The organism is Pelagibacterium luteolum, assembly GCF_900100665.1.
GTDB classification, from domain to species: domain Bacteria; phylum Pseudomonadota; class Alphaproteobacteria; order Rhizobiales; family Devosiaceae; genus Pelagibacterium; species Pelagibacterium luteolum.
In genome coordinates this window covers 1-12122 of sequence record NZ_FNCS01000008.1, presented here as the reverse complement: position 1 = coordinate 12122, position 12122 = coordinate 1, and the positions used below count along the sequence as shown (strand labels likewise).

At 58.9% G+C, this 12122-nt stretch carries 9 protein-coding genes; 7 read left to right on the top strand and 2 right to left on the bottom strand.

Translation table 11 applies throughout. From position 1 onward, the window contains the following. Window positions 1-229: 229 nt before the first annotated feature. The 6 genes from BLR31_RS13070 to hflX all read left to right on the top strand — a co-directional run bounded on the left by BLR31_RS13070 (window position 230) and on the right by hflX (window position 8624). Window positions 230-2548: a sensor histidine kinase NtrY-like gene (locus tag BLR31_RS13070; RefSeq protein ID WP_090597089.1), complete on the top strand. Its 2319-nt coding sequence runs from the start codon at window positions 230-232 to the stop codon at window positions 2546-2548. Next, entirely contained in the window at window positions 2549-3928 is a 1380-nt protein-coding gene (ntrX, locus tag BLR31_RS13065; protein ID WP_090597087.1) for a nitrogen assimilation response regulator NtrX, read from the top strand. 30 nt (window positions 3929-3958) lie between these two features. Beyond that, window positions 3959-5335, top strand: coding sequence for a Trk system potassium transporter TrkA (gene trkA, locus BLR31_RS13060; protein ID WP_090597085.1), 1377 nt, complete (start codon window positions 3959-3961; stop codon window positions 5333-5335). 36 nt (window positions 5336-5371) lie between these two features. Beyond that, on the top strand, window positions 5372-6805 hold the full coding sequence (locus BLR31_RS13055; protein ID WP_090597083.1) for a potassium transporter TrkG: 1434 nt from the start codon (window positions 5372-5374) through the stop codon (window positions 6803-6805). 215 nt (window positions 6806-7020) lie between these two features. Beyond that, window positions 7021-7266 (top strand): RNA chaperone Hfq, encoded by a 246-nt coding sequence (gene hfq, locus BLR31_RS13050; protein ID WP_090597081.1) that lies wholly within the window; start codon window positions 7021-7023, stop codon window positions 7264-7266. Further along, window positions 7263-8624: a GTPase HflX gene (gene hflX / locus BLR31_RS13045; RefSeq protein ID WP_090597079.1), complete on the top strand. Its 1362-nt coding sequence runs from the start codon at window positions 7263-7265 to the stop codon at window positions 8622-8624. The genes hfq and hflX overlap by 4 nt, the downstream gene beginning before the upstream one ends. Here hflX and mazG read toward each other — a convergent pair. Then, complete coding sequence (mazG, locus tag BLR31_RS13040) at window positions 8616-9431, bottom strand: nucleoside triphosphate pyrophosphohydrolase (RefSeq protein ID WP_090597077.1); 816 nt, start codon at window positions 9429-9431, stop codon at window positions 8616-8618. The genes hflX and mazG overlap by 9 nt on opposite strands. A 485-nt stretch (window positions 9432-9916) precedes the next feature. Here mazG and BLR31_RS13035 point away from each other — a divergent pair, with 485 nt between their 5' ends. Beyond that, a complete protein-coding gene (locus tag BLR31_RS13035; protein WP_090597075.1) occupies window positions 9917-10552 on the top strand; it encodes a nucleotidyltransferase family protein in 636 nt (211 codons plus the stop codon). A 115-nt stretch (window positions 10553-10667) separates the two neighbouring features. On the opposite strand, the gene BLR31_RS13030 is transcribed toward BLR31_RS13035, so the two are convergent. After that, complete coding sequence (locus tag BLR31_RS13030; protein ID WP_090597074.1) at window positions 10668-12035, bottom strand: ISNCY family transposase; 1368 nt, start codon at window positions 12033-12035, stop codon at window positions 10668-10670. Window positions 12036-12122: the final 87 nt, after the last annotated feature.

Here is a 12122-nt window from a genome sequence, read left to right as displayed (position 1 = left end):
GCTCGAACTCAAAGACTTGATAAATTCCCAGCGGAAGTGCGATCAGACGCGCTTCCGCCACTGTCACATTTTAGCAACAATAGTCTTGAACGAAGGCGCGGTTTGGGCCAGACTCCCGTGATGATGGAGTTTGGACCGATTCAACCATTGTCGATCGGAATGGCAGTAATGCAGCCTGACGTCCAAATCCAGACTTGCTTCGCCTCGCGAGCCGGATGGGAAAATCCGTATGGCGGTTAGCGAAAGCAAAGATCCGCTGGCTTCTGGAGATACGACGAGCAAGCCTCTGTTTCAGAGCAACCGACTGCTGAGGCAGGTCGGGTTCGTCGTCGTGCTCGCATCCGTGGTTGTGGCCACCGCATCGTTCATGATCATGAGTGGTGCAACGAGCCTGGAACCCGGGCCGGATGTCTGGACATTCATCTGGATCGCCAATGCAATCCTTATCCTTCTCGTCATTGCGCTCGTTCTGACCGAGATCGTGATGCTGGTGCGTGCTCGCATACGGCGACAGGCTGGTGCGCGTCTTCAGGTGCGCATCGTCACGATGTTTGCCTTCGTAGCCGCGGTTCCTGCATTCATCGTTGCTGTTGTTGCGACCTTCGCGCTCAATCAGGGGCTTGACCAGTGGTTCTCCGAGCGAACCCGCTCGATGGTGGAGAGCTCGCGACTGGTTGCGCGGTCCTACATGCTCGAGCACGCACAGGTGCTGCGCGGTGACATCATCTGGGTGGCGGAAGAGTTGGAAGGGGCTCGAGAGACTTACGCTACCGACCAGCAACGATTTCAGCGCATCCTGACAGCGTTGGCCACAACGCGCTCCTTGCCGTTCACCACGTTGGTCAACCAGGCTGGCGAGACGGTGATGCGCGCTCAAATCAACGTGCAAGGTGCATTGCCTCGCGTCCCTGACGCCGTGCTCGCCGCGGCTGGGGAAGGGACGCCTACGCTGATAGCGCCGGGATCGGCTAACTCGCTCGTTGGCGCAGTGGTTAAGTTGCGCGGTTATGCCGATCTCTATCTCTTCGTCGCTCGGCCAGTCGACCCCGAAGTTCTGGAATATGTTCGCCTGACGGACAGCAATATCACCGAGTATCGGCTCTATGACTCCAGCCGCCTGGTGTTCCAGATAACCTTCACTCTGATGTATGTCGGGGTCGCGTTCGTGTTCTTGCTGGCGGCGCTGTGGATCGGCATCGCCTTGGCGAACGGTCTGATCGACCCGATCAGAAATCTGATGATTGCTTCCAATCGCGTGTCGAGCGGCGATCTCGATGTGCAGTTGCCGGTTCCTGAGCGAGGGGGCGATCTGTACGATCTTGCCGTCCGATTCAACAAGATGACTGCCCAGCTACGATCACAGCGCGAGGCACTGATCGCCGCGAGCCGGACCAATGACCAGCGCCGACAGTTTACCGAGGCCGTGGTCGAGGGCGTTTCGGCAGGCATTATAGGGCTGGATTCGTTCGGGCGGATAACTTTGGTCAACTCCCGTGCGTGTGCTGCTCTCGGCCAGACCGAACTGGACCTCATGAACCAGGAGCTGGCCGACGTCGCGCCAGCACTTCTTCCGACGATCGAACGCGCGCAGTCTGCGCGACGTGGTCGGGTCCAGGACCAAGTGCAACTTTCATCCGGTTTCGATCGGCGAACTTACCAAGTGCGTCTGACGCGCGAGGGTACCATTACCGAGTCGAAAGGCTTTGTCGTCACGCTCGATGACATCACGGAGCTGGTGACTGCGCAGCGCAACAGCGCCTGGGCTGATGTGGCGCGCCGTATCGCCCATGAGATCAAGAACCCGTTGACGCCTATCCAGTTGTCGGCGGAGCGGTTGCGCAGGCGCTACGCGAACAAGCTTGTCGATGACTTCGACGTTTTTGACAAATGTATTTCGACAATCGTACGCCAAGTGGGCGACATCGGGCGCATGGTCGACGAATTTTCGTCTTTCGCCCGCATGCCGTCGGCGAGCATCGTCAAAGCGGATCTCTCCGACACCGTGCGGCAGGCCGTGTTTCTTGAGAGCGTACGGCAACCGGAAATTACCATCAGCCCGCAATTGCCTGCAGAAACTGTTTACGCGTTTTTCGACACCCGTCTCGTTTCTCAGGCGCTGACGAACCTCATCAAGAACGCGGTAGAGGCCGTTGAGTCGATCGGAATCGACACCGTCAAAGATCCTGAAATCATCGTTTCCGTAAATATCAGCGGGGATGAAGCAGTCGTTGCGGTCAGCGACAATGGCAAAGGCTGGCCCGAAGAAAACCGTCACCAATTGCTGGAACCATACATGACGACCCGAGACAAGGGCACCGGCCTGGGGTTGGCTATCGTTGCCAAGATTATCGAACAGCATGGTGGGCGTATCGATCTGCGCGATGCTGCGCCCGACCCTCATGGCCGTGTGGGGGCATGCTTTGCTTTCACACTGCCGTTGCATGAAGGTGGAAAACAGCATACCGAGCCTCCCCAGGGCTCCGCGACGACAAACCCGAACCTTGCCCAAGAGGAGACATCGCGCGTATCCGCGATGGCGTTGAAGTAGATGGCCCGTGATATCCTTATCGTTGACGATGAAGAAGACATTCGCGAACTGATCGCCGGAATTCTTGAGGACGAGGGCTATGAGGCACGTCAGGCGAGCGATGCTGACTCTGCTCTGGAGGCCATCGCGCGCCGGCGACCAAATCTTGTCTACCTCGATATCTGGATGCAGGGTTCGCGCCTCGATGGGCTGCAATTGCTCGACTTGCTGCAGACCGATCACCCCGATCTTCCTGTCGTCATGATCTCGGGGCACGGCAATGTGGAAACGGCGGTTTCGGCAATCCGGCGCGGTGCCTACGATTACATCGAAAAGCCGTTCAAGATCGACCGCCTGCTGTTGATCACGCAGCGTGCCATCGAGGCCAGCAAACTCAGGACCGAAGTCGCCGATCTCAAAGAGAGAACCGGTGGGGACGAGTCTGAACTCGTTGGGGTTTCGACCGGGATGGCGCAGGTCCGGTCGCTTATCGAAAAGTCCGCGGGGACACGCTCGAGGGTCTTTATTTCTGGTGGGGCCGGCACAGGAAAGGGACTTTGCGCACGGCTGTTGCACGTAAAGAGCCCGCGAGCCTCGGGGCCATTTATCGAGATCAACGCATCGCTTTATGCGCCAGATGAAATTCCTCTAGTGCTGTTTGGGCGCGAGGTGCGTGACAAGGGCGGGCTGCGCGTTGAAGTTGGCGCACTGGAGCGCGCGCACGGGGGCACGCTCTATCTCTCGGAAGTCGCTTCGCTTCCAATGGACTCCCAGACGGCGCTGTTGCGCACATTGGTCGAGAACAAATTCACGCGCGTCGACGGACATGGCCCCGTTCCGGTGGATGTTCGGATCGTTTCTGCCAGCTCCCAGAATATTGCCGGGATGATGGAAGACGGGCGTTTCCGTTCGGACCTTTTCCATCGTTTGTCGGTCGTTCCGCTGCAGCTCACGCCGCTGCGGGAACGTCGCGAGGACATTCCTTCGCTTGTCTCGCTTTTCGTGGCCCAGCTCTCTCGTATGCACAATCTGCCGCGGTTCGTCTTCGGCAGCGACGCGATTGCTGTGCTGCAGGGGCAGGACTGGCCGGGCAATGCCCGCCAGTTGCGCAATGCGATCGAGCGGCTCTTGATACTGGTGCGCGATCAACAACCCGTCGACGGGACGATCACCGCATCAATGCTGCCCTCCGACATCAGCGAAGTTTTGCCCACTATTGGAGATACCGATTCTTCGGCTCACCTGATGAGCTTGCCGCTGCGAGAGGCACGCGAGGTATTTGAGCGGCAGTATCTGATCGCCCAGATCGAGCGCTTTGGCGGTAACATTTCCAAGACCGCTGAGTTCGTCGGCATGGAGCGCAGTGCCTTGCATCGCAAGATCAAGTCTCTCGGCCTCTAAGCAGGCGCGGCCAAGACAGGACTTTAGAGCATGAGAGTGATCATCTGCGGTGCCGGGCAAGTTGGCTATGGCATTGCCGAACGACTGTCGGCCGAGGGCAACGAAGTCACCGTTATCGACAACAATCCGACCTTGGTTCAGCGAGTACGCGATACGCTCGACGCACGCGGGCTACACGGCCATGGATCCTATCCCGATGTGCTTGCGCAGGCCGGCGCTCGCGATGCAGATATGCTCATCGCCGTGACGCAGGTCGATGAAGTGAACATGACCGCCTGTCAGGTGGCGCACTCGATCTTCGAGGTGCCGACGCGTATCGCGCGCATCCGCTCCCAGAGCTATCTCAATCCCGAATGGAGCAATCTGTTTTCGCGCGATCACCTCCCCATCGATGTGATCATCTCGCCTGAGATGGAAGTTGGGGAACTCATACTTCAGCGCATGGCTCATCCTGGGGCCAATGAGATCGTTACCTTTGAGGACGAGAAAGTCGTGGTGGTCGAGGTTAATGTCACCGAAGACTGCGCGGTGATCGACACGCCGCTGCGGCATTTGACAGACCTTTTTCCCAATCTCAATGCCACGGTGATGGGCGTCCGGCGCAATGGCGAAATGCGCGTCATCCATTCCCACGAGCAGATGATCGCCGGCGATCAGGCGGTGGTCGCGGTCTCGCGCGACCAGGTCAATCGGGTCCTGGGCTTGTTTGGACGCAATGAGGCCCCTCCGAGTCGGGTCGTCATTGCCGGCGCAGGCAATGTGGGGCGCTATGTAGCCCGTCGTATCGAAGAAACCGACCCCAGCGTTTCGGTCCGTATCATCGAAAGCCATCGCGAGAATGCCCAGCGCGCCGCTGAGACGATGAAGCACTCGATCGTGGTGTTTGGCGACGCCCTTGCACAGGACATCATGCGGGAGGTCGATGTGCGTGACGCGCACATGTTCCTCGGGCTGACCAATGACGACAAGACCAATATCCTCTCGTGCGTCATTGCGAGTGAAATGGGATGCCGCGCCAATATCGCGCTGGTCAACCAGAGCCAGTACCCCCGCATTGCACGTCGACTGGGCGTTGATGCCTTTATCAACCCGCGCGCAATAACGGTTTCGAAAGTCTTGCGGCATGTGCGGCGCGGACGCATTCGCGGCGTGTATTCGCTTGGCAACGGTGCTGCCGAACTTCTGGAAGCCGAGGCGCTGGAGACGTCGACCCTGGTTGGAAAGCCCCTGCGCGAGTTCAAGCTGCCGGACGGCGTGCGCATCGGTGCTATCGTACGCGGAAGCGAAACGATCATGCCCACGGGTGACACGGTCGTGAGGGCAGGGGATTTCGTGATCGTCTTCGCGCTGGCTGCCAATCTTCGACAGGTCGAACAGATGTTCCGCGTGAGCATCGACTTCTTCTAGTGCATTTCGCGATCGATTAGCTCGCCCGGAGACATTGTGCCAACCATCGGAATCCTTGCAGCGGCCGTCTTTGCGGGATTTGCCCTGTGCATGGCATTGCCCATGCTCGTTGCACTGATCGAGGGAAACTGGCGCGCTTTGGAAGCGATGTTTCTAGTTTCGGCGGCTTATGGTTTCCTCGCAAGCGTCACCATACTGGCGCTTATCGCCCGGCGACGGACGCTCAACAGGGCAGGGGTGTTTACAGCGGCAATCGTGATCTGGCTGAGTTTTGTAGCCGCCGCCACGCCTGTTTTTATCCTCGTTGAGGGTCACAGTGTTGTCGGGGCTTTGTTTGAGGCCAGCTCGGCGGTAACAACGATGGGGATCACGCTTCGTCCTCTTCCCGATATCTCGGCGTCGATGGCATTTTATCGCGCTACAATCGCTTGGCTCGGTGGGTTGCTGACCTTGATGATGGCGGTATACGTGCTCGGGCCCTATCGGGTTGGTGGCACGCCGAGTGCAAATCTGCGGCAAGTCCAGCATGCGCGGACTGAAGAGGATCCGCGCTTCGGCGAGACGTTGCAGGAAATAGGCTTGCCCTATCTAGCGCTTACAATGCTTTGCGCTCTCTTGCTTGGGATGACCGGTGTTGCGGCCGATGATGCCGTTGTGGTTGCGATGAGCATGCTGTCGACAAATGGTTTCGTGCCCGATCGGTCCTCGTCTAGCGTGCTGGACAACGGTGCTGCCGAAACGATTATGGTGGTCTTCATGCTGGTGGGCGCGACGAGCATTGTCTGGCACCGACTGGTGAGCTCGCGCAATTTTGCCGACTCGCGCGAACATAGCGAAGGGGTACTTTTTCTCGCAGCGGTTGCTGTGCTCATCGTGGCTGCGGTGCTGGCATCGATCGTCGCGCCGCCGAGCGGATTGAGCGGGATACAGGCGGCGCTCAACTATGTGTTCGATATTGTATCGATGGTGACAACGACGGGGATTGCCCACGATACGGATTCCGGCATCTCCCTGCCATTTGAGCTCGTTCTCCTGATCGTTTTCATTGGTGGGTGCTCCTATTCGACCGCCGGCGGGATCAAGGCATTTCGCGTCATGGCGATGCTGAAGCACGTTGGAAACGAGCTCGAAAGGCTCGTCTATCCCAGCGCAATCCTGCGCGAGGATGCTCAGTACGACGACCAACATCGCATGATCGCAAAGTCGATCTGGAGCGCGTTCTTTCTTGCTGTTCTCACGATCACCGTTGGGATCCTGCTGTTTGCTTTGCAGGGCCATGCGCTGCCGAATGCAATCGGCCTTGGTGCCGGCGCGTTCTCCCAGGTTGGGGGACTTGTCGACGATGCGGTTCCCGGATTGACGCAGGGCGCAGTATCGGACGGTACGTTGCTCACAATCGCCGGTCTGGCGTTGGTTGCGCGGATCGAGATCCTGATTGTACTGGCGGCAATCGCCGGGAAACGATGGTAGGCTTTTCGCGGCCTGATCGTATGGCGGTGTAGGTCGACGGATTCCACTTTTGCTGGAAACGCTCTAGGCTGACCCATACAGATGTGCCATAGTTGCTTGTGTTGACATGCAAATGCGTCACAGGGCAGGGCGGCACCTATACTGAGTGTCACGCAAAAAGATGGTCGGGAATCTGACCTGGTGCGTTGTGCCAGACGCAAACAAGAGGCCGAACAATGCCCAGTGAAAAGGTGCAAAACCTCCAGGATTCCTTTCTCAATCACGTTCGCAAGAACAAGGTTCCGGTGACGATTTTTCTCGTCAATGGCGTTAAGTTGCAGGGCGTAATCACCTGGTTCGATAATTTCTGCCTGCTGCTGCGGCGTGATGCGCAGAGCCAGCTGGTTTACAAGCATGCCATCTCCACGATCATGCCGGGCGCACCGATCCAACTGTTCGACCCCGAGAGCAACACCGATTGATCGATAACGACGACGATATTGGAAAGGGCTTTGTGGACCTCCGCGAAGTCCCTACGCGCACGGGCATCGTAACGCCTGACGTCAAATCCGTGCGCTATTCGCGCACCGCAGACGCACGCCACGAAGAGTTCGTCGGCCTTGCGGCTGCGATCGCGCTCGATGTGGTTTTTGCCGAGATCCTGCGGGTTCGCGACATCAAGCCGGCGACCTATCTGGGTGGCGGGCAGGTTCAAACATTGGCCGAACTGGTCAAGAGCGAGAAGATCGAATTGCTGCTGGTCGATGCGGCGCTTTCGCCAATTCAACAGCGCAATCTCGAACGCGACATCGGGGTCAAGGTTCTCGATCGCACTGCGCTGATCCTCGAGATTTTTGGGGAGCGGGCGGCGACGCGAGAGGGCGTGTTGCAGGTCGAACTGGCTCACCTCAATTACCAGAAGGGCCGCCTTGTACGGTCTTGGACCCACCTTGAGCGCCAGCGCGGCGGCGGCGGGTTTCTGGGTGGACCGGGCGAAACCCAGATCGAGTCGGATCGGCGTCAGATTCAGGATCGCATCCTCGTTCTCGAACGTCGGCTGGATAAGGTGCGGCGGACGCGGCTGTTACAGCGCGGACCGCGCGATGCGGTGCCATTTCCAGTGGTGGCGCTGGTGGGGTACACCAACGCGGGCAAGTCGAGCCTTTTCAATGCGATCACCGGTTCAGGCGTGATGGCAGAGGATTTGCTGTTTGCGACGCTGGATACGACCGTGCGCAGGGCAACCTTGCCGCATGGGCGCGACATCATTTTGTCGGACACCGTCGGTTTCATTTCCGATCTGCCGACCGATCTCGTCGCAGCGTTTCGCGGGACGCTGGAAGAGGTGACGCAGGCGCAAGTCGTGCTGCATGTCCGCGACGTGGCCAACCCCGACCATCCGGCCCAGGCGGCCGATGTGCTCAAGGTTCTTGCCGATCTCGGTGTGACCGGGGAGACGGTGCCGATCATCGAGGTCTGGAACAAGATCGACGCGATTTCGGAGGCGGAGACCGAGGCTGGCAGAGGGCTTTCGAGCGTTGCGCCCGTGGGCAAGGTCGCGGCGAGCGTTGCGGTATCGGCACGGACCGGCGAAGGGCTGCCTGAGCTTCTGGCCGCCGTCGAGAAGGCGTTGGCGCAGGACGCGCGGCTGTTTTCGGTGCTTATTCCCCATGAATCGAGCGTGGAAACCGGGTGGCTGTACGCCAATGCCGAGGTGATCGAACGCGGCGAGCCGGACGATGAGGGTACGCGCTATGTGGTGCGGGTGCTGCCGCGGCACCGTGCCGAGTTTTCCGAGAAGTTCGCCGGCCGGATCACCGGGCTTGATGGCTCAAACTGATTTGTCCCTCTTGCGGATTTCGTTCCAGTAACCGTCGAGCCGATCGAGGCCGGCGTGGGCGATGTCGATCTCATCCTCACGGGCACGGGCTTCGACATATTCGAAGCGCCTGACGAACTTGGCGTTAGCGTCGCGCAGCGCGGCTTCGGCGTCGAGGCCGGCGTGGCGGGCGAGATTGGCGACAGCGAATAACAGATCGCCGATTTCTTCCTTTTTCGCCGCTTCGTCAGTGCCGCCGAGAGCTTCTTCGACCTCATCGAGTTCTTCGCGGATTTTCGCGATGACCGAGGCTGTATCGGGCCAGTCGAAACCCACGCGCGCTGCGCGCTTGGCGAGCTTTCCAGCGCGCAGCAGGGCTGGCAGAGCAGGGGGAACGTCATCAAGGACCGAGGGCGGTTTCGCGCCGCCGCGCTCGGCGGCTTTTTGAGCCCGTTCGGCAGCTTTGATGTTTTCCCAACGCTTTTCCGATGCGGCGGCATTGCCGGGATCGGCGTCACCAAAGACGTGTGGATGTCGGCGGATGAGCTTCTCCGTTACAGCAAACACAACGTCGCCAATGTCGAAGAGGCCCTCTTCGCTGGCCATCTGAGCGTGATAGACGGGTTGAAGGAGGAGGTCGCCAAGCTCGTCTCGCAGATCGGCGTAGTCCCTGCGTTCGATTGCGTCGGAAACCTCATAGGCTTCCTCGATCGTGAAGTGTCTGATGGTCTCGAAGTTCTGCTCGATGTCCCATGGGCAACCGTTTTCCTTGTCGCGCAAGCGCGCCATGATTTCGAGGAGCACTGACATGTCGCGAGAGGGCTGCATGAAGAACCTTGTGAGTCGGGGAATGCTGATTGATCTTATCGGCTAGGTTTGGCTATTGGCCAGACGTTGGATGCGCAAAAGCGTCCGACGGCGATATCGCCTCGGATGATGGAAAGACGGCGTGGGGCGATGAGCGCTCCGCAGTTTGTTTTTTAGTATGAAGCGATCATCGCCCCAGGCGCTCGGGATTTTTGGCTTACTCGCCCTTCAGAAGGCTGGGGTCAATCCCCGCCGGGTTTCCCCGGTAAGCCGCCGTATGGGTACCGACGACCGGCACTTGTGACGTTTAGGCCCTCCCTGCAGCGACCCGCAAGGAACCCGAACCAAACCCGCCCAAACGTTCGTTGCGCTTGCGTCCATCAACGCGGGTTCGTGAGTGCAGTATGGATGCGGCTTGGCGCGCGGGGATAAGTTATTTGCAAAAGACCTGTTGAAACTATTCCTGTTTTGTTCTCATCGCATCAGAAGCCGGGTAGGGTGCCTTAATGAGCGGTCATTTGCGGTATTCAGGGCTTTCGGACGATGAGCAGCATCGCGCAGTGCAGGCGTTGGTCGGTGCCAACACCGAACTGCTGGGCATGCTCACGGTTCTACGCGACATGAATTTGCCTGACGCGTGGATCGTCAGCGGCGCCGTGTACCAAAATATCTGGAACGCGCTGACGGGCAGGCCGCTGTGGACCGGGGTCAAGGACATCGACGTCATCTATTTCGATGACACGGATCTTGGCTATGAGGCTGAGGATCGCGTCATTAGAGAAGTCGACGAGAGGCTGCCGATGCCGCCGGTGCCGATCGAAGTGCGCAACCAAGCCCGCGTGCATCTATGGTTTGCGCAAAAGTTCGGGTTCGAGGTGCCGTCGCTGGAGTCTTCGCTCGGTTCGCTGTTGCGGTATGCTTCGCGCAGTCACGCCGTTGCTGTGCGGCTGGAGGGCCATGGGGAGCTGTCAGTGGCGGCGCCATTTGGTCTCGATGACATTTTGAGTTTTCGCGTTACGCCAAATGCCGCGTATGGCAACAGGGTGGCACATGAAGAGAAGGGACGCAGGGCGCAAGCGGTGTGGCCGGAGATCAGCGTCGTGCCGTGGCCAGTGACGCAGAATGCCGCAAGAGAACGCTAAGTTCGGCATATATCCTGTCAAAGCCAATTAGAGGTGCGACAGGGCGAGCTAAATAGAAATGCGACACTGGGCATTCGCCAGGAGCGCTAAGGAGCCCCCGATCGGGTGGAGCTGGTCAGGGTTGCGCAGCCCGATCGGGGGCGGGCCTTTGGCCCCGCTTCTGATAACCGTTGCTCACGCTGCCATCGGGGATGGCGAACATATGGTTCGTCTGTCCCGCGCGCCGAGGGGCTTTTTCGCTGCGCTTAAGCTCACGCCCTGCCTGCATGTCGGCCACCATGGCCAGAACCGCATCCAAACGCTTGTTGCCCACAATCTCTGAGCGATTAACTGAGCGGAGCGTGTCGAAGGTTCTGTAGGGCAGGGTGGTGCCCTCATGCTCTATCTCGAGCCGGCCGTCAGGATAATCGCAAACGATGACCTTTTGCCGCGCCACGCTTTTTGCCAGTTCCGTAGGCTCAAGGATGAACAGCACCTTGTCATAGCGTAGCGTGAGCGTCTGCGAGACTGTCCGAACCTCTTTATGGCACATGGCCCCGTCCAGGTTCTCGTGACCTGCAAGAGGACGGTGCATGTCCTTGGGATTGTAAGGCTCTTTGCCAAAGCGCGCGTTGAAATCTGCGATGAACTCGGAAACGTAAGTGTTGGCGGCTTCAATCGTGCTGATACCACGCAGGCGGAGTTCCTTGACCAGACGGTCTTGCAGGGTGAGGTTTGCACGCTCCACACGGCCCTTGGCTTGGGGCGTGTTCGCGCAAATGATGTCGATATTGAGCTCATATAATGCTCGACCGAACTGGGTGAACCCGCTGCTGCGGTCCTTTTCGGATGCATGTGTGGTGCGAAAAACGCCGTGCTTATCGCTATAAAAAGCGATCGGCTTACCCCATTCTTGCAAATAGGCCTTCGTCGCCTGGAAATAATCAAAGGTGTTCTCGGACTTGGCAAAACGGAGGTGAAGGAGCTTGCCGGTGGCGTCATCGATATAGACGAGCAGGGCGCACTTGGGGCCACGATCCTCGAACCACCAGTGATGTGAGCCATCGATCTGCACAAGTTCGCCAAAACAGTCGCGTCGGCCGCGCGGCTGGAAAATCCGCCGCTTGCGCTCGCGGCGCGACGTCCAGAGACCAGATTCGATCATCCATTGGCGTAAGGTCTCCTTGCTGATCCCGAGGCCATGCCGCTCGACCAGCTTCTCACGGGCAAAGGTCGGCCCGAAATCTGGATAATGCGCACGAACGAGATCGAGCACATGATTGCGAAAATCCTGGGTATGGCGACGATTACTCGGCCGGCCGCGCTTCCTGGACACAAGGCCATCAGCGCCGGCGCGATCATAGGCCTGCAGGAGCCGGTGAACCTGGCTGCGGCTGATGTGGAGCAACTCGGCGGCCTGAACGACGCTCAATCGGCGCGCCCGGATCTTCTGAATGGCTTCGAGGCGGTTCAGCTCTTTCTGCGACATCGTGATCAAGGACATGGCAACTCCGTCAACGCTGGGCGTCGTTGAAGCCAGTCTTTATTCCATCGTTGAACTTGACCACAGTCAGAGGGGCGAGTGTCGCAT